Source organism: Pseudomonas sp. COR18 (genome assembly GCF_048568395.1).
In the GTDB taxonomy this organism is placed as follows: Bacteria; Pseudomonadota; Gammaproteobacteria; order Pseudomonadales; family Pseudomonadaceae; genus Aquipseudomonas; species Aquipseudomonas fuscovaginae_B.
In genome coordinates this window covers 2,584,087-2,604,451 of sequence record NZ_CP183808.1, presented here as the reverse complement: position 1 = coordinate 2,604,451, position 20,365 = coordinate 2,584,087, and the positions used below count along the sequence as shown (strand labels likewise).

17 protein-coding genes and 1 pseudogene are annotated in these 20,365 nt (G+C 62.4%); 5 read left to right on the top strand and 13 right to left on the bottom strand.

What is annotated here, in order from left to right; all coding sequences use genetic code 11:
• Positions 1–179: 179 nt before the first annotated feature.
• Positions 180–1,580, top strand: coding sequence for a dihydrolipoyl dehydrogenase (gene lpdA, locus ACM62G_RS11955; RefSeq protein ID WP_419737205.1), 1,401 nt, complete (start codon positions 180–182; stop codon positions 1,578–1,580).
• On the opposite strand, the gene ACM62G_RS11950 is transcribed toward lpdA, so the two are convergent.
• Positions 1,577–2,433 (bottom strand): IS5 family transposase gene (locus ACM62G_RS11950; RefSeq protein WP_419735755.1). Its coding sequence is split into 2 segments (ribosomal slippage): positions 1,577–2,079 and positions 2,079–2,433, totalling 858 coding nucleotides; the frame shifts between segments, so codons are not numbered across the junction. The genes lpdA and ACM62G_RS11950 overlap by 4 nt on opposite strands.
• A gap of 156 nt (positions 2,434–2,589) precedes the next feature.
• On the bottom strand, positions 2,590–3,063 hold the full coding sequence (locus tag ACM62G_RS11945; protein ID WP_054060963.1) for an Lrp/AsnC family transcriptional regulator: 474 nt from the start codon (positions 3,061–3,063) through the stop codon (positions 2,590–2,592).
• A 147-nt stretch (positions 3,064–3,210) separates the two neighbouring features.
• On the opposite strand from ACM62G_RS11945, the gene ACM62G_RS11940 reads away from it, so the two are divergent.
• Positions 3,211–3,837, top strand: coding sequence for a LysE family translocator (locus tag ACM62G_RS11940; protein ID WP_273819703.1), 627 nt, complete (start codon positions 3,211–3,213; stop codon positions 3,835–3,837).
• A gap of 92 nt (positions 3,838–3,929) precedes the next feature.
• The gene (locus ACM62G_RS11935) at positions 3,930–5,432 is read left to right on the top strand and encodes an aldehyde dehydrogenase family protein (protein ID WP_273819702.1); all 1,503 of its coding nucleotides are present in this window, start codon (positions 3,930–3,932) and stop codon (positions 5,430–5,432) included.
• A 72-nt stretch (positions 5,433–5,504) separates the two neighbouring features.
• Here ACM62G_RS11935 and ACM62G_RS11930 read toward each other — a convergent pair.
• From ACM62G_RS11930 to ACM62G_RS11915, 4 genes and pseudogenes are all read right to left on the bottom strand, one after another.
• Positions 5,505–7,549, bottom strand: a pseudogene (locus ACM62G_RS11930) (pyridoxamine 5'-phosphate oxidase family protein).
• Between the two features lie 21 nt (positions 7,550–7,570).
• Positions 7,571–8,200, bottom strand: a complete 630-nt coding sequence (locus ACM62G_RS11925; protein WP_054056448.1) for a glutathione S-transferase family protein — start codon at positions 8,198–8,200, stop codon at positions 7,571–7,573.
• 145 nt (positions 8,201–8,345) lie between these two features.
• Positions 8,346–9,248, bottom strand: a complete 903-nt coding sequence (locus ACM62G_RS11920; protein WP_416771127.1) for a LysR family transcriptional regulator — start codon at positions 9,246–9,248, stop codon at positions 8,346–8,348.
• A 76-nt stretch (positions 9,249–9,324) separates the two neighbouring features.
• Positions 9,325–10,140: an alpha/beta fold hydrolase gene (locus ACM62G_RS11915; protein WP_419737204.1), complete on the bottom strand. Its 816-nt coding sequence runs from the start codon at positions 10,138–10,140 to the stop codon at positions 9,325–9,327.
• A gap of 296 nt (positions 10,141–10,436) precedes the next feature.
• Between ACM62G_RS11915 and ACM62G_RS11910 the strand changes: the two genes are divergently transcribed.
• The gene (locus ACM62G_RS11910) at positions 10,437–11,648 is read left to right on the top strand and encodes a putative sugar O-methyltransferase (RefSeq protein ID WP_419737203.1); all 1,212 of its coding nucleotides are present in this window, start codon (positions 10,437–10,439) and stop codon (positions 11,646–11,648) included.
• Between the two features lie 113 nt (positions 11,649–11,761).
• Here the strand turns inward: ACM62G_RS11910 and ACM62G_RS11905 are convergent, their stop codons facing one another.
• The gene (locus ACM62G_RS11905; RefSeq protein ID WP_416771129.1) at positions 11,762–12,166 is read right to left on the bottom strand and encodes a DUF3077 domain-containing protein; all 405 of its coding nucleotides are present in this window, start codon (positions 12,164–12,166) and stop codon (positions 11,762–11,764) included.
• A 448-nt stretch (positions 12,167–12,614) separates the two neighbouring features.
• On the opposite strand from ACM62G_RS11905, the gene ACM62G_RS11900 reads away from it, so the two are divergent.
• Positions 12,615–13,028 carry a hypothetical protein gene (locus tag ACM62G_RS11900; RefSeq protein WP_273819690.1) on the top strand — a complete coding sequence of 138 codons (414 nt, stop codon included), beginning with the start codon at positions 12,615–12,617 and terminating at the stop codon, positions 13,026–13,028.
• Positions 13,029–13,099: 71 nt separating this feature from the next.
• Here ACM62G_RS11900 and ACM62G_RS11895 read toward each other — a convergent pair whose 3' ends face one another.
• The 6 genes from ACM62G_RS11895 to ACM62G_RS11870 form a co-directional block, all read right to left on the bottom strand.
• Complete coding sequence (locus ACM62G_RS11895; RefSeq protein ID WP_419737202.1) at positions 13,100–14,371, bottom strand: carbohydrate porin; 1,272 nt, start codon at positions 14,369–14,371, stop codon at positions 13,100–13,102.
• A gap of 364 nt (positions 14,372–14,735) precedes the next feature.
• On the bottom strand, positions 14,736–15,371 hold the full coding sequence (locus ACM62G_RS11890; RefSeq protein WP_419737201.1) for a LysE family translocator: 636 nt from the start codon (positions 15,369–15,371) through the stop codon (positions 14,736–14,738).
• A 125-nt stretch (positions 15,372–15,496) separates the two neighbouring features.
• Complete coding sequence (gene glmS, locus ACM62G_RS11885; protein ID WP_054063426.1) at positions 15,497–17,332, bottom strand: glutamine--fructose-6-phosphate transaminase (isomerizing); 1,836 nt, start codon at positions 17,330–17,332, stop codon at positions 15,497–15,499.
• A gap of 11 nt (positions 17,333–17,343) precedes the next feature.
• A complete protein-coding gene (locus ACM62G_RS11880) occupies positions 17,344–18,111 on the bottom strand; it encodes a DeoR/GlpR family DNA-binding transcription regulator (protein WP_054056439.1) in 768 nt (255 codons plus the stop codon).
• Between the two features lie 310 nt (positions 18,112–18,421).
• Entirely contained in the window at positions 18,422–19,789 is a 1,368-nt protein-coding gene (gene glmU, locus ACM62G_RS11875) for a bifunctional UDP-N-acetylglucosamine diphosphorylase/glucosamine-1-phosphate N-acetyltransferase GlmU (protein ID WP_419737200.1), read from the bottom strand.
• A gap of 113 nt (positions 19,790–19,902) precedes the next feature.
• Positions 19,903–20,328 (bottom strand): F0F1 ATP synthase subunit epsilon, encoded by a 426-nt coding sequence (locus tag ACM62G_RS11870; protein WP_010447599.1) that lies wholly within the window; start codon positions 20,326–20,328, stop codon positions 19,903–19,905.
• Positions 20,329–20,365: the final 37 nt, after the last annotated feature.

Here is a 20,365-nt window from a genome sequence, read left to right as displayed (position 1 = left end):
ATGCAGCCCCTGACGCTCTGCGTCACCCGTGCGGACGCGTCCTGGGAGACGTTCCCACGGGGACCGTGGGAACGCTCACCGCTGGCAAGACAGGCACTTGACCGGCATCCTGCTATGCGCTCATATTATGATCATAATATTTTGTTTCCCTTGGTGACCCGACTGGCAGGAGAACAACCATGAGCAATTACGACGTGATCATCATCGGCGGTGGACCTGGCGGCTATAACGCGGCGATCCGCGCCGGTCAGTTGGGCCTGAAAGCCGCCTGTGTGGAGGGCCGCGACACCCTCGGCGGCACCTGCCTGAACGTCGGCTGCATGCCCTCCAAGGCGCTGCTGCACGCCTCCGAACTGTATGAGGCGGCCACCAGCGGCGAGCTGGCCAACCTCGGTATCGAGGTGACGCCGCGCCTCGACCTGGCGCAGATGATGAAGCAGAAGGACGACAGCGTTGCCGGGCTGACCAAGGGTATCGAGTACCTGTTTCGCAAGAACAAGGTCGACTGGATCAAGGGCTGGGGCCGCCTCACCGGGCCCGGTCAGGTCGAGGTGACGGCCGCCGATGGCCGCAAGAGCCAACTGCAGGCCCAGGACATCGTGATCGCCACCGGTTCCGAACCGACGCCACTGCCCGGCGTGGAAATCGACAACCAGCGCATCCTCGACTCCACCGGCGCCCTCTCGTTGCCGGAAGTGCCGCGCCACCTGGTGGTGATCGGCGCCGGGGTGATCGGCCTGGAACTGGGCTCGGTGTGGCGACGGCTGGGCAGTCAGGTCACGGTGGTCGAATACCTCGACCGCATCTGCCCCGGCACCGACCTCGAGGCTGGCAAGACCCTGCAGCGCGCCCTCGGCAAACAGGGCATCGGCTTCAGGCTCGGTACCAAGGTGACCCGCGCCACTCCTTCGGCCACCGGCGTACAACTGCGGGTCGAGCCGGCCGCCGGCGGCGAGAGCGAACTGATCGAAGCCGATTACGTGCTGGTGGCGATCGGCCGCCGCCCGTTCACCCGCGGCCTCGGCCTGGAAAACGTCGGCCTCGTCACCGACCCGCGCGGCCTGCTCGCACAGCACGGTCATCGCAGCGAAGTGCCGGGCATCTGGGTGATTGGCGATGTCACCTCGGGACCGATGCTCGCCCACAAGGCCGAGGACGAAGCCATGGCCTGCATCGAACGGATCGCCGGCAAGGCCGCCGAGGTCAACTACGCCCTGATTCCCAGCGTGATCTACACCCGCCCGGAACTGGCGAGTGTCGGCAAGACCGAAGAGCAGCTCAAGGCCGAAGGCCGCGCCTACAAGGTCGGCAAGTTTCCCTTCAGCGCCAACAGCCGCTCCAAGATCAACCACGAGACCGAAGGGTTCGCCAAGGTCCTGGCCGATGCGCAGACCGACGAGATCCTCGGCGTGCACCTGGTCGGCCCGAGCGTCAGCGAGATGATCGGCGAATATTGCGTGGCCATGGAGTTCTCGGCCTCGGCCGAAGACATCGCCCTGACCTGCCACCCACACCCGACCCGCTCCGAGGCCTTGCGCCAGGCGGCGATGAACGTGGAAGGCCTGGCGACACAGATCTAGGCTCTGTCTGAAAAAAGCCGTCGCATACACCGCAAGACACAAGCCAGCGAGACCATCGCTGCATAACTTTTTGCGAGCTTGTCGAAGCGCGTGACGATTCGGCGGTTCTCTTTCAGCCAGCCAAACATGCGTTCGATGATGTTGCGCTGTCGGTATTTGGGCCGGTCGAACAGTCTGGGTAAGCCAGGCTTGGGCTTGCGCTTCATCGAACGCAGTGGGATGACGGGTTGCATTCGATATTGGTCGCAGTAGCGGCGTAGCGCTTCGGCGTCGTAGCCCTTATCGGCAAGCAGCCATTTACAGCGCTTGCGCGGGCGCCCACGTTGGCTCGATGGAATGCTGACTCCGTCCAACAGTGGTTGTGCGTAGCTGGTGTCACTGGCTTGACCGCCAGAGAGGAGAAAGCGCAACGGTATCCCGTTGGCGTCGCAGAGCATGTGGATTTTGGTTGTCAGGCCGCCACGACTGCGGCCTAGAGCGTGATCGGTAGGCTCGTCAGCCCCCCTTTTTTCCGCGCTCCAGATGAAGCACGGGTTGCTCTAACAGCGGTCGAATCGATCATCCAGGTGCGGGGGTCGATCAAGCCTTTGTCATTAAGTCTGAGGTGCAATCGTCTGAGCATCTGATCGAATGTTCCGCGGTTTCGCCAGACTCGGAAGCGGTGATAGACCGTCGCCCAAGACCCGAAACGCTCGGGCATATCTCGCCAGGCTGCTCCTGAACAAAGTACCCAGAGCACACCATCGAGCATCAAGCGATCACTGCTGCGGGGCCGGCCCCTGACGTGAGCTGCCGTAAAGAGATCGGCGACCACCGCCCACGCTTCATCCGAGAGCTCATAACGCTTTGCCATCACAGAATTCCTTTCCGTAGATGGTCGGCGACTGTACAGAGCCCAGGCTGTTCTGAGGCCACATTTCAGTTTCTTGGGATTTCAGACAGAGCCTAGTGTCCTGTGTGGCTGATTCGCTTGCTCAACTTCGAGTCTTCGAATTGACCGTACAGGACACTAGACAGGAAGATGATCGAGCGGCAGCGGTCCGGGCGCCTTCACCGCCTGGATCGCAAAGTTGCTGCGGATATCGCGCACTCCCGGCAGGCGCAACAGTTCGCCGGTGAGGAAGCGTTCGTAGGCACGCAGGTCGGGGACCACCACCTGCAGCAGGAAATCCGACTCGCCGGACACCAGGAACGCCGAGATCACCTGCGGCAGGGCCGTGACCGCCAACCGGAACGCCTCGGCGTCGGCCTCATGGTGCCGCTCGACCTTGACCCCGACGAACACCGTCAGCCCCAGCCCGACCTCGTCCCGATCCAGATTCACCTGGTAACCGCGAATCACCCCGGCCTCTTCCAGCATGCGCACCCGGCGCAAACACGGCGAGGCCGACAGGCCGATCTCGTCGGCCAGTTCGACGTTGCTCAGGCGGCCATCGCGTTGCAGCGCGGCGAGAATCTTGCGGTCATAGGCATCGAGTTTGATTTTTGGCATATCCAGCTACCCGAGTGGTTCCTGTTGGCATTTTGTGCCAAGTCTAAGCCCGTGCGGGGTCGAATACGCAAGCACCTGCCCCGGCCTTCCGGCATAGACTTTTGCCTGTTCCCCCACTCAATCGAGAGAACGGCAACGATGCTCCTCTACCTGCTCGCGCTGGCGATGGTCTATCTGCTCCCCGGTCCCGACATGATCCTGCTGCTGCAAACCGGCGCCCGCCATGGCCGCGCCCTGGCTCTCACCACCGCACTGGGGCTGGCCGTGGCCCGTGCCTGCCATGTCGTCCTCGCCGCCCTGGGCCTGGCGGCACTGTTCAGGGCGGCCCCGTGGACCTTCGACCTGGTGCGCCTGGCAGGCGCCACCTACCTGCTGTGGATCGGTATCCGCATGCTGCGCCCCGGCACGCTGGCCAGCCTTGGGGGCGACGCCCGGGCCGCGCACCCTCTTCGACTCGGTTGGCGCGGCGCCTTTCGCCAGGGGCTGCTGACCAATCTGCTCAACCCCAAGGCACTGCTGTTCTGTTCGGTGCTGCTGCCACAGTTCATCGATGCCCAGGCCGGGGCCGTCGGCGCCCAATTCCTCGGGCTCGGTGCAACGCTGGTAGGCGTGGGCCTGCTGTTCGACAGCGCCTATGCCCTGACCGGCGCCTGGATCGGCCGCTGGCTGGACAGCAACCCGCGGGCCCAGCGTCTGCAGCAATGGCTGTTCGGCGGCCTGCTGATCGGCTTTGCCGCGCGCCTGGCCTTTATCCAGCAAGCCTGAACCTTCATGCATGACAAACGCCGTTAGCAGGTGAGCCGACGGCGTTTTTCTTATACATTTCATTCCTCATTTATTCAGGCAGTCCAGTCACCATGACCAGCACGCTCGATCGTCTTATCGCCGGCACTCCCATTCTCTACGCGGGTAATCGGGTTTCCCCGGTACCGCCGGAATTGGCCGAGCGTTTCCAGCCGGGCGATCATCTGCTGGTCGACCAGAGCAGCGGTGAACTGCTGCTGATCCCACAGTCGGTGCAGCAGCTCGCCGCGGCTGCCATCGATGCCGCGCAAAACGCCTTCAGTGCCCTGGCACAGGTTTCGGACGAAGCCATCAGCCGCTTCTTCGACCTGTTCGCCGGGCACCTGGAGGCCGAGCCATCCTGGGCCTTGATCGAGGCCGCCAACCAGGCCGACCTGGCCCGCGCCCAAGCCCTGGGGCGCTCCACCACGCGCCTGGCCACCAGCCAGGCCATGCGCCGCGACATGATCGCCGGGCTGCGCGCCTGGCGCGATGCGCCGCTGATCCGTGGCCGCGTACGCGAGTCCGTGGAACATGCAGGCTGGAAAGTCGAGCAGGTGGTCGCACCGCTGGGTGTGGTGGCGTTCGTTTTCGAGGGCCGGCCCAACGTCTTCGCCGATGCGGCCGGGGTTCTGCGCACCGGCAATACCGCCGTGCTGCGCATTGGCAGCGATGCCCTCGGCACCGCCCAGGCGATCGTCAGGCACGCCCTGGCGCCGGCCCTGCGTGAAGCCGGTTTGCCAGAGGGTGCGGTATCGCTGGTGGAAAGCCTCGACCGCGCAGCGGGCTGGGCGATGTTCGCCGACCGCCGCCTGTCCCTGGCCGTGGCCCGTGGCTCGGGCCACGCAGTGAAACAGCTCGGCGGCATCGCCCAGCAGGCCGGTACCGTCGTCAGCCTGCACGGCACCGGCGGTGCTTGGCTGGTCGCCCACCAGGATGCCGATGCCGCCCGTTTCGCCGACGTGGTGCGCAACTCCCTCGATCGCAAGGTATGCAACACACTGAACGTCTGTGTGATCCATCGTCAGCGGGCGGCGGAACTGGTTCCGGTATTCCTCGAGGCCCTGACCGAGGCCGGCCGGGCTCGTGGTCAGAGCTGCAAGCTGCATGTGGTCAGTGGCGACGAAGGCGTGCTGCCCGAACAGTGGCTGCAGGCGCGGGTTCAGGTTCGCCGGGCCGAGGGCGACCAGGAAGAGGCACAGACGGAAATCCTCCCCGAGGCGCAACTGGGTCGAGAATGGGAATGGGAGGACACGCCGGAAGTCAGCCTGAAAATCGTCGACGACCTGGACCAGGCCATCGCCCTGTTCAATCGCTACAGCCCGCAGTTCACCGTGTCGCTGCTCAGCACCGATCGCCAGGCCCATGACTACTTCTACAACAGCATCAATGCGCCCTTCGTGGGTGATGGTTTCACCCGTTGGGTCGATGGACAGTATGCGTTGAACAAGCCGGAGCTGGGTCTTTCGAACTGGGAGAACGGTCGGCTGTTCGCCCGTGGCGCGATTCTCTCGGGTGACGGGGTGTTCACCCTGCGCAGCCGGATGACTCAGGTCGATACCCGCCTGCGCCGCTGACCGATACAGACGCTACACCTGCTTGAGTGTTCCCACGCTCCGCGTGGGAACGCCCCATCACAGCCGCATGGTTCAGAGATCGAGCACCAATGGCTCCTCCCCTGGGCCGGGACCGCACAGCAGATCAACACTTGCCCGTCCCCCGGCAGTTCCGCCGGCGGCCGCGGGTAATGCACCCGTCCACTGATCAGGCGCGTGCTGCAGGTACCGCACGAGCCACCCCGGCAACTGAACTCCGGCCGCAAGCCACGGCTCTCCGCCAACGCCAGCAGGCTTTCCCCCTCCGGCTGCCAACGGGCCTCTTTCGCCGACCGGTGGAACAGCACCGGCACCGCTACGGTAGCCGCCGGCGGCTGCTCGATCTGCCTGGCGCCCGGATCCAACCGCCGACTCAGCGTCGACGGACCAAAAGTTTCGGCATGGATCTGCTCGTCACGAATATCCCTGTCACGCAATTGATCGTATAAATCCTGGGTAAAGCCAGCCGGCCCGCAGAGAACGAAATCCACCGCGTCATAGTCGTCGATCCGCAACAACTGCTGCATGACCTCGACACTCAGGCGCCCACGCACATCGTAATCCCTGCCCGGCACCGCCTGCGCCTCCGGCTGGCTCAGCAGACGCACCACCCGCACCGTTTCACCGGCACGCGCCATCAGCTCGTCCAACTCCTCGGTGAACGGCAGTTCCGCCAGCGAGCGGGCACTGAGGAACAGCACGGTCGGCCGCATCCGCCGTGTGCGCTGCCCCTGGTAAACCACCTCGCGCAGCATCGACAGCAACGGCGTGATGCCGACACCCGCCGCCAGCAGCACCAGCGGACGCGGCGCACTCGGTGCCACGGTGAAGTGCCCCTGTGGCGCTCTCGCCTCAAGCAGATCGCCTACTTGCAGGTGATCGTGGATATGCGACGACACCCGCCCATCGCGTTTCACGCTGATCCGCAGAAACGGATCAGATGGTGCTCCGGACAGACTGTAGGTCCGAATATGAGTCTGCCCATCGATGTTGAACCGCAACGGCAGATGCTGCCCGGCCAGGAACAACGGACTCCCCGCCCCGTCGGCTGGCTGCAGGTACAACGAACGGATATTGCGGCTTTCCTCGACGATCCGCTCGATGCGCAGCGGCCGCCAGCTATTGCCCAATGCTTCGGCCTGCAAGCGGGCGGCAGCCTGCTGCCAATTGCCGGTCATCAGGCTATTGGGGGAAAAGCCTTCGAACTTCCAGCGCAAGGTCGAACCAGCCGGGCGGCGAACAACATGTTCCACGTGGAACGTCCACAAACGCTCCGCGCCCTGGAATGCTTTCACTAACGGGCCGTCGAGAATGATCTCGGTGCGACCGCTCAATTGCAGCAGGTCGCCACTGTTGAAGTCGATGAACAACAAACCGGCCCGTGGATTGACCAGCAGGTTGCCCAGGGTGTTGAAGAACAGGTTGCCGGAGAAGTCCGGGATGGTCAGACAGTCACCCTCCACCCGGACGAAACCGCTCTGGCCGCCGCGATGGGAAACGTCCACCGAACGGGCACCGTCGATATCGACATAGCTGGCGACGAAAAAGGTATCGGCTTGACGAATCATCGCCGTGGCCAGCGGGTCCAGGGTCGTGCCACGGTGGACGACCCGTTGTGCCGGATCGACTGGCGCCACCCGCTCGAACTGGCGTAGCTGGATATACTGCGGGCAGTTACCGAAGCTGTGTTCCACGACGATATCCAGGCCCTGTTCTCCCAGGCTGTGGATACGCCCATTGATCCGGTTGCGCCGCCGCGTGTGCAGTTCGATGCCCAACAGGCCCAGCGCCGCCCCTTGTCGCACGGCTTTATAAGTCGGGTCCTCGGGCTGGGGAAAACTGTCGACCAACAGGTGTTTCGGATCCGGGGAAAAAGCAAAACCAGGTTCGCCTTCGAACAGGCTGGCCCAAGGCCGCCCCGCTTCATCGACCGCACCCAACAGCATGAACGGCAGTTGCCGGAAGAAATCGCGATGCTGGTCCGGCATATAGTCCCGGACCACCCGGGTGCCCAGTTCAGCCATCCGCTCGGCGACGCCGACTCGTGCCTGCATCTGCCGTTCGCCCGCATGCCAGGGTGAAACGCCGGACTGTTTCATCGCGATCTCTCCCGTGCGGACTCAGGCCGTCTGCAAGCCAACGACAGTGCGTGGCATCGGTACGAAACCTGGCAAGGCTTCGATACGCGCCAGCCAGGCCCTCACGTTAGGGTAGTCCGCCAACGAGACGTTGCCCTCCGGTGCATGGGCGATGTAGCTGTAGCCGGCGACATCGGCGATGGTCGGTTCGGAGCCGACCAGATAAGGCGTGTGGCTCAACTCCTGCTCGACCACCTTGAGCAAGGCATGGGAGCGGCTGATCGCCTCCTCGGCATCGAAGTTCGCACCAAACACAGTGATCAGCCTCGCCCGCGCCGGACCAAAGGCAATCGGCCCCGCCGCCGCCGACAGCCAACGCTGCACCCGGGCAGCACCGAGCGGATCGCTCGGCAGCCAGCGGCCGTTGCCATACTTCTGGGCCAGATACACCAGGATCGCGTTGGAGTCGGCGAGGACCACACCCTGGTCGTCAATCACCGGTACCTGGCCAAAGGGGTTCAGCGCGAGGTATTCGGGCTTCTTGTGGGCACCGCCGGGCAGATCGACATGGATCAGTTCCACCGGCAGGCCGAGCAGGGACAGCATCAACTCGACGCGATGGGCATGACCGGAGCGAGGGAAGTTATAGAGTTTGATGGCAGGCTGAGACATTGGACACTCCAGAGGCGCTGATGCGATCCGGGATGGACCGCGCGGTGGAGTCATCTTCCGCCTCCGGCGAAAACAACAGAATCACCAGGAATGGCAATCCGTTATTTCAGTGGATGAAATAAAGCGCCAGAGGACTCAACCGTGTTTATCCTCTCAAGGCCCGATTTTCCCTCAGGGCCGCCACCACAAAATCGACAAAACTGCGCACCCGTACCGGGGCCTTGCGCCCGCCCTGGTACACCACATGAATCGGCAACGGCGGCAGCTCGAAGTGCTCGAGCACCACCTCCAGTTCACCCGAGGCCAGCTTGTCCGCCACCTGGTAGGACAACACCCGGGTCAATCCCGCGCCCAGGCACGCCGCCCGTATCGCCGCCTGGTTCGCGGTCACCGCCATGCGCGGTTCCAATCGCACATTCAGCGGCTTGTCGCCGTCGGCGAACTGCCAGCTGCGGACCTGGGAAGCGCTCGATGTCATGATGATCCGCGCCTGGCGCAACTCATCCGGATGCCCGGGCCGGCCATGCTGCGCCAGGTAGCCGGGGGAGGCACACACCACCCGCCGCACCTGCCCTACCCGCACCGCGTGATGTCCGCTGTCCGCCAACTCGCCAATGCGCACCGCCACGTCGATACCGTCCTCGACCATGCGCACCACCCGGTCGATCAGCAGCGCATTGATGGTTACGGCCGGATACTGTTCCAGGTAACGCACCATCACCGGCGTGACGTACAACTCGCCAAACAGCACCGGCGCGGTCATGGTCAGTTGCCCGCTGGGATGGGCGTGGCTGTCGGCAGCGCTGGCTTCGGCTTCTTCCAGTTCGGCGAGAATCCGCCGGCAATCCTCGAAATAGCGCTGGCCGGGTTCGGTCAGGTGCACATTGCGCGTGGTACGAATCAGCAGTTGCGCGCCAATGCGTTGCTCCAGGGCCGCCACCGCCCGGGTGACGCTGGGCGCCGACAGGTTCAGGCGCCGCGCGGCCGCCGAAAAGCCCTGCTCCTGGGCGACGGCAAGAAACACCTGCATTTCCTGGAATCTGTCCACTGTGCCCCCTGTACGCACCCACAAAGAAAAGAGCCGCATCGGCGGCCCTTTTCAGCGTATCGAAAACCCGGCGGGATTACCCGGAGAGTTTTTCCAGGAACGCCAGCAGCGCCTGGTTCACGCTGGCCGGGTTCTCGATGCTGGAAATGTGCCCCGCCTCGGGAATGCCGATATACGGGCAGCCGATGAGTTCGGCCATTTCCCGCGCTTCGCTCGGTGGCCTAGGCTTGTCCTGCTCGCCGCACATCACCAGGGTGGTCTCGGCATTCAGCGCGGCCAACGCCGCAAGACGATCGTCACGGCCGAAGATCAGCCGCCCCAGCGGGACGATGCTGTTGAGCAGTTGCTCGCGGGAGTAGGCCGTCAGGGAATGGCGGAAGGTCTGGTAGAACGGCGTCTCGGGGTCGATGCCGGGCCTGAAGAAGATCGGCACGATGGCATCGAGCAGCGGCGGCGGAATGCTGCCGGCGTCCTCGATCATCTTCAGCATCGAGAAGTAATACTGGCGGGTGGCTTCCGGTTCGGCACCGGCATAGGTGTCCATCAGCACCAGGCCACGAATGCGTTGCGGCGCAGCCAGTGCCAGGCGCGCGCCCCACATGCCACCAACCGACAGGCCGACCAGGCTGAAGCGCTGGATATCCAGCCGGTCGAGCAAGGCCAGCGCCTGGTTGGCCAGGTCATCCAGGCTGTGGGTGTTGGCCGGCAAGGGTCCCGACTGACCATGGCCCCACAGCTCCGGCACGATCATCCGATAGTGCCGGGACAACACGGCGATCTGCGGCGCCCACATGGCGCTGTCCCACAGGTAGCTGGAGCCGAGGACGACCACCTCGCCCTCCCCCTGGTCCAGGTAGTGGAGCGGCTGACCATCGATAGTCACAACTGGCATGGAATCCCCCTTGGGTGTGGATGAAACGACAAATGCCCGAGCGGCAGGCGGTGAGTGGATCTTGCAGAGATCGGACCGTATTGGCTACAGGAGTTCACCGGCCAACAGCCAGGGTTTTGTAATGAAAGATTCTGCATCAATGTTGATAATCCATAGCCAGTGAAAACGGATAGCTTGTGGATATCAGGACGGTTCAAGCACACTCATTCAAGCCACAGGGGCAGTTCCTGCAGAACAGGTTTCTTCTACTATCATTTGGTCTTTTTACTCTTGAACGCAGGACGCAGGGGAAATCAGTGGAAATTTCAAGTATTGCGACATTATCTGGAATAGCGGCGCCATCAGAGGCGCGGCGAGAGGCGGCAAAACGGATGGCCGTCGAAGTTCTCGCCTCGCTCGAAAATCGAGACGACATCATCGAGAAGCGTGGCCTTGATGCGAAGTTCGGGAAGCCTGACGCGAACTGGGCCGATGACTCTCCAAACGACTTTCGTGACGCCGTCAAACTGCTTGCAACGCTTGAATGGACACACATCAGCAATCTGAGGCTGATGGCGCAATGCTTTACTGGCTACAGCCTCCGGGAAATGAAAGGGGCACGCGGCGTTCGAAGTGTTGGCGAAATATCGAGCGACTTCGACGACCGCTTGCGCCAGATAGACCCCACTGAGGTCATTCGATCCTGGCAAGACTCTGTAAAAGATGTGCCGGAATGGGCCAGGGTAAAACCACCTCATATCCTGGGAGAAGTCGGCTGGTACGTTGACGGCGTCCTCGTCAACTACGATACCCGCGTCTATCAGGAACGGATGACGCTGCTCTATTCGTCCGGAGTTCTGGACAAGCTGAGATCGCTGGGTCGACCGGCGAGAATTCTTGAAATCGGCGGTGGGTATGGCGCTCTGGCGCTGGCACTGATGGAGGCCGTACCCGACTGCGAATATGTCATCTGCGATTTGCCGGAGAGCCTGCTTTTCTCCGGTATCTACCTGTCGATAGCGACCCAGAACGTGAAAATGCATGGCGGAGCCGGTAACGAGCGCCTGTCGTTGCTACCGAATTACCTGTTCGACACGCTGTCCGAAAATTTCGACCTGGTCATCAACACGCTGTCGATGAGTGAAATGTCGGAGTACCAGGTAAAGCGATACGCATCCGGTATCAGGAATCAGATTTCCGACCACGGCATATTTTTCGAGCAGAACCAGAACAATATCGTGATGGGGCTCTCGTTCGCCGAGGCTCTGTTGGCCCCTGAATTTCCTGCGCGCCAGCAAATGCAAAGCCGGATGGTGCTCACTGAAGGCTCACCCAACCTCTGGGCGAACTCGCAGCAGGTGCTTGATGGCCTTCAGCGGCCGACAGCGCAAGCTCCTGCAGCGAAGGCTGCAGCAATCGCGCCCCCCGTCGAGGCTCCACCCAGCCCGGCGGTCACTCCTCCAGCCAGCTGGATGACCAGGATAAAGGCCGGTATCAAGCGCAGGCTGGCATCTGCCACCTCACGCTGACACTCCGTTTCATCGTGTTTCACAAGGCCCGTCTCGACGGGCCTTTTCCATGCTGGACAGACCCAGGACCGACGACTGAAGCGGCGAGCCTTCCGACAAGAGAAGGACGCCATTCACCCAAGCGATCGATGTGCACCGCTCAGCAACGCATCCACCACCGCCCGGGCCATTTCGACCGAATGGGTGATCGACCAGAGCTGGTCCCGAGCCAGATCGTTGGTGGAAGGAACCAGATCATCGGCGACGTACTCGGCAGCCTTGAGCAAAAACGACACATGCTGCAGGGCCACTTCCACGTCGATGCCTGCGCGGACCGTGAAAACCGGGAGCTTGTGGGCGTTGAGGTAATCGGCAGGAGGGGCGGCGGTTTTATCGATTACGCCAAAGCGCGGTGGCTGCGCAGGGTCGGAGTCGGGGGCGAGATAGTCGATGCAACGGCCAATGACATCACGTACCACGGCGCATTTTTCATCCAGAGTGGAAGTATGGGGTGGGTCTGGAACGATCTTGGTTTTCATGAAGTTCGGCTCCTTTGGTTCGTGAACCGCCACCAGACGTCGCTAAACGAATGAGGGTGGCAGCTGTGCACAGGTTAGCGAACCGGGAACCAAAGAACCGGCAGACCCGAAGGTCTCCCGTACACAGCCGCCATGAAGCATCCTTCCAGACATGAAAACGGACTGGATGAAGTCTTGGCGTCAAGACGCTCTGATTCACTCGGGTCGCTAAACCCGCTCGTTGATTTGGCAACGAGAACCAGAGCCTAAAGGCAGGGCTGATTGATCAACAAGTCAGCTCAAGCCGACGGCATTGTAGGCAAAACCCAGCCGAATCAGTAGGTAGACCGACGAGCTGTGGATAAGTCGACAGGCATCCGGCATCCATTAACACTTTGAAACCTTCGTTTTCGGCCGGAACGGATCGACTGAGCTAACCTCGTGGCTTTCAAGCACCGAAATTTCCTACATGAACTACTCAGGACTTCTCTGCGCGGCCTTGCTGTTGTCGCTTGCCGGTTGTGAACAATCGGCTACTTCAAGCAATGGGATTTCTGCGACAACCCCCGATGCCAACACCCTCAAGGGCGGTTTCCGGGCAACCGGCAACGAGCCGGGCTGGGTCGTGGAAGTGGGTCTGGGAGAAACCCCACCGCTGCACGTGGAGATGAACTATGGCCAGCAGAAAACCGAAGTGGCCAAGACCGAATCGACACCGGACGGTTTCTTCGGCAATGCGGCGGACGGTACCGAAGTCCAGGTACTGATCGACAGAAGCAGCTGCGCCGACGACATGAGCGGCAGGAAGTTCGAGGCCACCGTGCTGCTCAAGGTCGGCGACCGGGACTACCGCGGCTGTGGTGAATGGACCGCGGCCCACTAGTCCTCATCCAGAACGGCCGTGGCATGGACGTGACGAGCAGGCCATGAATGCCTGCCCGGCAGTTCGGCGGTTCAGAACGTGGCCTTGACCTGCAGGCCGAATACCAGCGCGTTGTCGATGTCCTTTCCGGAGAAAGCGCCCGGCTCGATGATGTACTGCACATCCGGGCGCAGGGTCAGCCACGGCGTGGCCTGGTAGCCGTAGCTCAGCTCGATCAAACGCTCGGCGTTGTCGATGTCGGGAAACGGCTGGCCGGCATTGAACGCGGCGTCTTCCAGCAGATCTCGACTACGCGGGTTGGGCACCGCACGGCCGTAGCCCAGGGCCACGGTATCGCGCGGGCGTCCTCCGAACGGCTTGTACAGTACCACGCCGGCGCCATACCACCGGGTGAACGGCGAGGCCGCCTCGCTCGACGCCGAGTACTGGCCGAAGACGTGCAGGCTGCGCCCCGGCGAGCCGGCATCGTTCCACACCGCCTGCTCGGCCAGCAGGTAGTGACCGCTGCGGCCGGACACTTCCTTGCTGCTGCCGATGCGTTTCACATCGGAGCTGTCGTAGTAGTAGCCCAGCTTGTACTCACCCGGCAGTTCGCCCTGGGGCTTGTACACCAGTTCCACAGGCAGCACGGTGCCGGTGGTGTGCTTGGGCCCCAGGTGCCAGGCACGGCTGGAGTTGCCGTTGCTCTCGGGGTCGACGTTGAACGCCGCCACGCGCAGTTGCCAGGACCGCGACAGGTCGTACTTCACGCGTGCGCCCAGGTGGGCGTTGGGGTAGTTGGTCCAGCCGCTGCCACCGGACATGTTCAACGGGTGGCCACAAAAACCGGCGTTCATGAAGTTGCAGAGGATGCCGCTGTCCAGGCCACCGAGGTCGTTGCCCATGGCCATGTAGCCGAGCTTGACGTTGAGCGCCGGGGTGAACAGGCTGTTCTCGTAGCTGAGCTCGGTGAGGCGGGTGTACAGGCCGCCGTAGTTTTCCTGGATCGGCAGGCGGTTGCCCACCAGCTCTTGCGAAGCGCTGTTGCCACGGCGGTCGTTGATGGTCAACTGGACCTTGCCGGCGTTTTCCCAGCCGTAGAGTTTCGACAGGTCGAACTGCACGCCGAGCTTGATGTTCTGCGAATAGCGCGCCGAGCGATGCAGGCCGCCATCGGCGTTGTAGGCGGTTTCTCCGCTGTAGTCCCCCGTGAACCGGACCCCCTCTTCCTCAAGCTGATGGCGCAGGCCGCCCCAGTCACCGGTCATGGTGCTGCGCGACAGCAGATCCCCCTCAGCGATGGCGGTACTGCTGGCCAGGGCCAGCAACAGGATAGTCGGGGTATGGCTGATTGGGAGGGGCATTGCGGTATCTCGGACGGTAGGTGAAGAACTCATCGCCGGCAGACGTGCACTGTCAGTCGTGATCACCACGGATGGCCTGCAAGCGAGAGGTCGCGCAGTTTATGCCCCCAACAATTGAATTAACAGGTTAGTACATTTTGTAAGTGACCGGTTTTCCACCCGAGGAACCTGGAAAAACTTCGGAAAAACCGCTGAATCAGGTGGGAAAATCGGGAAAAACTTGCATTTTCGGTGGTTCGAGAAAACCTGGTTTTCCGACGAAAGTATTAGCGCGTCCCGGACAAATACGCCCGCTGCGGCGCAACAGGGGAGCCAAGTGATTCATCTCCCATCCTGCGCAGCAGCATCAGGCGATCCCGACACTCTAGGCAACCTTGGTCTGAACGCTGAACAGGCTGGCTCCCAGCGCCACGAAGGAGGCGCCGAACAGCCGGTTCATCAACCGCGACCGGTTCGGCGAGGCGAGCTTGCGCCGCAGCACCTGGGCCAGGGTCACATAAAAGGCATGGGAGACGATCGAGCAGGCCGCGAAGGTCAGCACGAGAATGCCCAGCTGCATGTTCGAATCACTGCCCGGGCGGATGAATTGCGGCAGGAACGCGGCGAAGAACAGAATCGCCTTGGGGTTGGTCAGCGCGACGGTCACGCCGTTGAACATCAGTCTGTTATTGGTGGAGGCGCGCCTGGCCGGCTGGTCGAGCTTGTCGAACGCGCTGGTGCGGCTCTTCCACTGCTTGACGCCCAGGTAGATCAGGTAGCTCGCACCGAGCACCTTGAGCAGCAGGAAGGCAGTGGCCGAAGCCTGCAGCAACACCCCCAGCCCGGCACTGGTGGCGGCCGAGATCAGCAGCAGGCCGAAGGCGTTTCCAAGCGAGCCGAGCATCGCCCGTCGCGGCCCATAGGCCACCGAATTGGATAACGCCATGATCACCCCGGGACCTGGGGTCAGGGTAACCAGCATGGCGACGACGACAAAACCGAACCAATCGTGAAGCGACATCCTTTTACATCTCCTGGGGAACAGCACATTGGCCAGCACAGCGTACGATGACGGGCCGGCTTTACAGGTCCGCTACAAGACGAGGCGACTTGCAACGGACCCGCAGATCATCACCGTCTACCGCGTTATTCCACCGTCACCGACTTCGCCAGGTTGCGCGGCTGGTCGACGTCGGTGCCCTTGAGCACAGCGACGTAGTACGACAGCAACTGCAGCGGGATGGTGTAGAGGATCGGCGCCAGGGTGTCGTGGATGTGCGGCAGGGTGATGACGTGGGTCCCCTCGCCATTGCTCATGCCGGCCTGTTCGTCGGCAAAGACGATCAGTTCGCCGCCACGGGCGCGGACTTCCTGCAGGTTGGACTTGAGCTTTTCCAGCAGCTCGTTGTTCGGTGCCACGGTGACGATCGGCATGTCATTGTCGACCAGCGCCAGTGGGCCGTGCTTGAGTTCGCCGGCCGGATAGGCTTCGGCGTGGATGTAGGAGATCTCCTTGAGCTTGAGCGAACCTTCCATCGCCACCGGATACTGCGCGCCACGACCGAGGAACAGGGTGTGGTTCTTGTCGGCGAACAGCTCGGCGATCTTCTCGACCTTGGCGTCCATCGCCAGGGTTTCGCCCAGGCGGGTCGGCAGGCGACGCAGTTCTTCCACCAGTTCGGCTTCGACACCTTCCGCCAGGGTGCCACGGACCTGGCCCAGGGCCAGGGTCAGCAGCAGCAGGCCAACCAGTTGGGTGGTGAAAGCCTTGGTTGAGGCCACGCCGATTTCGCGACCGGCCTGGGTCAGCAGGGTCAGGTCCGACTCGCGCACCAGCGAGCTGATGCTGACGTTGCAGATCGCCAGGCTGCCGAGGAAGCCCAGTTCTTTTGCGTTGCGCAACGCGGCCAGGGTGTCGGCGGTTTCGCCGGACTGGGAGACGGAGACGAACAGGGTGTCCGGTTGCACCACCACCTTGCGGTAGCGGAATTCGCTGGCGACTTCGACCTGGCACGGAATGCCCGCCAGGCCTTCGAGCCAGTAACGCGCGACCATGCCGGCGTGGTAGCTGGTACCGCAGGCGACGATCTGTACATTGCGTACCTTGGCGAACAGCTCGGCGGCCTGGGGGCCGAAGGCCTGCACCAGCACCTGGTTCTGGCTCAGGCGACCTTCCAGGGTGCGTTGCACCACGGAGGGTTGCTCGTGGATCTCCTTGAGCATGAAGTGGCGGAACTCGCCCTTGTCGGCGGCTTCGGCGCCATCGCGATACTGCACGGCTTCGCGCTCGACGACCTGGCCATCGATGTCCCAGATCTGCACGCTGTCACGGCGGATTTCGGCAATATCGCCCTCCTCCAGGTACATGAAGCGGTCGGTCACCTGGCGCAGGGCCAGTTGGTCGGAGGCGAGGAAGTTCTCACCGAGGCCGAGACCGATCACCAGCGGGCTGCCACTGCGGGCTGCCAGCAGACGATCAGGCTGCTGCGCATTGATCACGGCCAGGCCGTAGGCGCCGTGCAGTTCCTTGACCGTGGCCTTGAGGGCCTTGGTCAGGTCGCCCAGGTCCTTGAGCTTGTGGCTCAGCAGGTGGGCGATCACTTCGGTATCGGTGTCCGACGAGAAGACGTAGCCCAGGCCCTTGAGCTGTTCGCGCAGGGCTTCGTGGTTCTCGATGATGCCGTTGTGCACCACGGCGATATCGGCGCCGGAGAAATGCGGGTGGGCGTTACGCTCGCAGGGGGCGCCGTGGGTGGCCCAGCGGGTGTGGGCGATGCCCAGGCGGCCGGCCAGTGGCTGGCCGGCCAGGGCCTGGTCCAGCTCACTGACCTTACCGGTCCGGCGGGTCCGCTCCAGCGTACCGTTGTGGGTGAAGACGGCGACACCGGCGCTGTCGTAGCCCCGGTATTCCAGACGCTTGAGACCCTCGACCAGAATGGCCGTGATATTACGTTCAGCAACTGCACCGACAATTCCGCACATGCTTCTCTCTCCTAGCTGACGGCCGCGCAAATCAAATGTATGCCGCGGGCCTGAATCTGTTCGCGTGCCTCCTGGGGCAAGCGTTCATCGGTAATAAGGGTATGGACGCTGCTCCACGGCAGTTCCAGGTTGGGAATACGCCGACCGATCTTGTCGGACTCGACCATGACCACCACTTCGCGGGAAACTTCGGCCATCACCCGGCTCAAGCCGAGCAATTCATTGAAGGTGGTGGTGCCCCGCTCCAGATCGATGCCGTCGGCACCGATGAACAACTGGTCGAAGTCGTAGGAGCGCAGCACCTGTTCGGCGACCTGGCCCTGGAACGATTCGGAATGCGGGTCCCAGGTGCCGCCGGTCATCAGCAGCACGGGCTCGTGCTCGAGCTCGCTGAGGGCACGGGCGACATGCAGGGAGTTGGTCATCACCACCAGGCCAGGCTGCAGGCCCAGTTCCGGGATCATCGAGGCCGTGGTGCTGCCACTGTCGATGATGATGCGGGCGTGTTCCCGCAGACGGCCGACGGCGGCACGGGCAATAGCCTGCTTGTATTTCGACACCGAGTGGGCGGGATCGCTGACCAGTTCCTGGGGCATGCTGATCGCGCCGCCATAACGACGCAGCAGCAGACCATTGCTTTCGAGCGCGGCCAGATCCTTGCGAACCGTAACCTCGGAAGTTTCGAAGCGTTTGGCCAGTTCGTCCACGCTCACTTCACCCTGCTCACTGAGCAAGGCGAGAATGCTATGACGACGTTGAGGGGTATTACGTTTCGACATGGGACGTTATGTTTCGATTCGAAAGATAATAAGTGCAATCAAAACCTGTAATCGAAACTTCGTCAAGTGAAGGTTTTCAAAAAATGGCGTGTGGGTAACTTTTTCGGTTCGCGGGTCGAGGCCTTCCCTTCACCGCCAGAAAAATCCTTTGGCAGGCGGCCATTCACGACATGTTGTGGTGTCGCCAGCAAGCCCGGTTGCGCAGGGGGAAGTCTGCGCACGGGGAAGAGGGAAGATTTATCCACGAACGCAGAGGGCCACCCACGGTGGCCCTCACTTTCCACAGCGCTCAAAAGCGCTTGTGGATAATTCAGCTCTTCTTGATCTTCACCGGCCGCTTCCAGCCATCGATATTGCGCTGGCGTGCACGCGCCACCGCCAGTTGACCATCATCGACGTTCTGGGTGATGGTCGACCCCGCCGCCGTGGTGGCACCGTGGGAGATATCCACAGGAGCGACCAGGGAGTTGTTGGTACCGATGAAGACGTCATCACCCAGCACCGTCTTGTGCTTGTTGGCACCATCGTAGTTGCAGGTGATGGTGCCGGCGCCGATGTTGGTGCGTTCACCGATCACGGCGTCGCCCAGGTAGGCCAGATGGCCGGCCTTGGTGTCGTTGCCGAGCACGGCATTTTTCAACTCGACGAAGTTACCCACATGGGCACGCTCGCCCAACACGCTGCCGGGGCGCAGGCGGGCGAACGGACCGGCATCGCTGCCCTCGCCCATGATCGCGCCGTCGAGGTGGGTGTTGGCCTTGAGCACCACGCCCTTGCGCAGGGTGCTGTCCTTGATCACGCAGTTCGGGCCGATCACCACGTCATCCTCGATCACCACGCGGCCTTCGAGGATCACGTTGATGTCGATCAACACATCACGCCCCACCGTGACCTCGCCACGCACATCGAACCGGGCCGGGTCACGCAGGGTCACGCCCTGGGCCATCAGACGCAGGGCCGCACGCTTCTGGTAATGACGCTCGAGCTCGGCCAGTTGCCGACGATCGTTGGCGCCCTGCACTTCCATGGCATCGTGGGGTTGCTCGGTTTCCACCACCAGGCCGTCGGCGACCGCCATGGCGATCACATCGGTGAGGTAGTACTCGCCCTGGGCGTTATTGTTCGACAGACGGCTCATCCAGTCGCCCAGGCGCCGGGCCGGCAAGGCGAGGATGCCGGTGTTGCCTTCGGTGATGGCGCGCTGCGCCTCGTTGGCGTCCTTCTGCTCGACGATCGCACAGGCCTTGCCCTGGGCGTTGCGCACGATACGGCCGTAGCCGGTCGGGTCCGCCAGTTCGACGGTCAGCAGTGCCACCTGTTCAGGCGTGGCGTGCTGCAGCAGGCGCTGCAGGGTTTCCACTTCGATCAGCGGCACATCGCCGTAGAGCACCAGCACGGTGTCGGCGGTAATGAAAGGAACGGCCTGGGCCACGGCATGGCCGGTCCCCAGTTGTTTATCCTGCAGGACGAAGTTCAGGTCATCGGCGGCCAGTCGTTCACGCACCTGGTCCGCACCGTGGCCGATCACCACGTGAATGCGCTGTGGATTCAATTGGCGGGCGCTGTGGATAACATGTCCGAGCATCGAATTGCCAGCTACGGGATGAAGAACCTTCGGCAACGCCGAACGCATGCGGGTGCCTTGGCCGGCAGCAAGGATAACGATTTCGAGAGACATGACTGGCTACCAATCCTGGGTGGTCAGCGGCTGTGACCAGGTGATGAATATCGGAAAAGAAAAAAGGGTAGCCGAGGCTACCCTTTTTAATCAATCGCGCAACAAGCGGTGGCTTAGCCGCCGAACTTCTTGCGGATCTGCTGGACGGTACGCAGCTGGGCTGCGGCCTCGGCCAGACGTGCAGCAGCGGAACCGTAGTCGAAGTCCGCGCCTTTTTCGTTCAGGGCCTTCTCGGCAGCCTTAACGGCTTCCTGAGCGGAGGCTTCGTCCAGGTCGGCAGCACGTTGCACGGTGTCGGCAAGAACCTTGACCATGTTCGGCTGAACCTCGAGGAAACCACCGGAGATGTAGAACACCTCGGCTTCCCCGCCCTGCTTGATCAAGCGGATCGGACCCGGCTTGAGATTGGTGATCAGCGGCGCGTGGCCCAGGGCAATACCCAGGTCACCCAGTGCACCGTGTGCAATCACCATCTCGACCAGTCCGGAGAAAATTTCTCCTTCCGCACTGACGATATCGCAATGGACTGTCATAGCCATCTGATTGCCTCAACCTAAATTAGCGCCCGTTGCCGGG

Excerpts from the sequence above, each read along its gene's own strand:
- ACM62G_RS11895 (WP_419737202.1), bottom strand. The coding sequence starts at position 14,371 with ATGCCCCTCCCAATCAGCCATACCCCGACTATCCTGTTGCTGGCCCTG.
- ACM62G_RS11935 (WP_273819702.1), top strand. The coding sequence starts at position 3,930 with ATGACCAGCACGCTCGATCGTCTTATCGCCGGCACTCCCATTCTCTAC.
- ACM62G_RS11915 (WP_419737204.1), bottom strand. The coding sequence starts at position 10,140 with ATGCCAGTTGTGACTATCGATGGTCAGCCGCTCCACTACCTGGACCAG.
- ACM62G_RS11890 (WP_419737201.1), bottom strand. The coding sequence starts at position 15,371 with ATGTCGCTTCACGATTGGTTCGGTTTTGTCGTCGTCGCCATGCTGGTT.
- ACM62G_RS11880 (WP_054056439.1), bottom strand. The coding sequence starts at position 18,111 with ATGTCGAAACGTAATACCCCTCAACGTCGTCATAGCATTCTCGCCTTG.
- glmS (WP_054063426.1), bottom strand. The coding sequence starts at position 17,332 with ATGTGCGGAATTGTCGGTGCAGTTGCTGAACGTAATATCACGGCCATT.
- ACM62G_RS11905 (WP_416771129.1), bottom strand. The coding sequence starts at position 12,166 with ATGAAAACCAAGATCGTTCCAGACCCACCCCATACTTCCACTCTGGAT.
- ACM62G_RS11925 (WP_054056448.1), bottom strand. The coding sequence starts at position 8,200 with ATGTCTCAGCCTGCCATCAAACTCTATAACTTCCCTCGCTCCGGTCAT.
- lpdA (WP_419737205.1), top strand. The coding sequence starts at position 180 with ATGAGCAATTACGACGTGATCATCATCGGCGGTGGACCTGGCGGCTAT.
- glmU (WP_419737200.1), bottom strand. The coding sequence starts at position 19,789 with ATGTCTCTCGAAATCGTTATCCTTGCTGCCGGCCAAGGCACCCGCATG.
- ACM62G_RS11900 (WP_273819690.1), top strand. The coding sequence starts at position 12,615 with ATGAACTACTCAGGACTTCTCTGCGCGGCCTTGCTGTTGTCGCTTGCC.
- ACM62G_RS11940 (WP_273819703.1), top strand. The coding sequence starts at position 3,211 with ATGCTCCTCTACCTGCTCGCGCTGGCGATGGTCTATCTGCTCCCCGGT.
- ACM62G_RS11870 (WP_010447599.1), bottom strand. The coding sequence starts at position 20,328 with ATGGCTATGACAGTCCATTGCGATATCGTCAGTGCGGAAGGAGAAATT.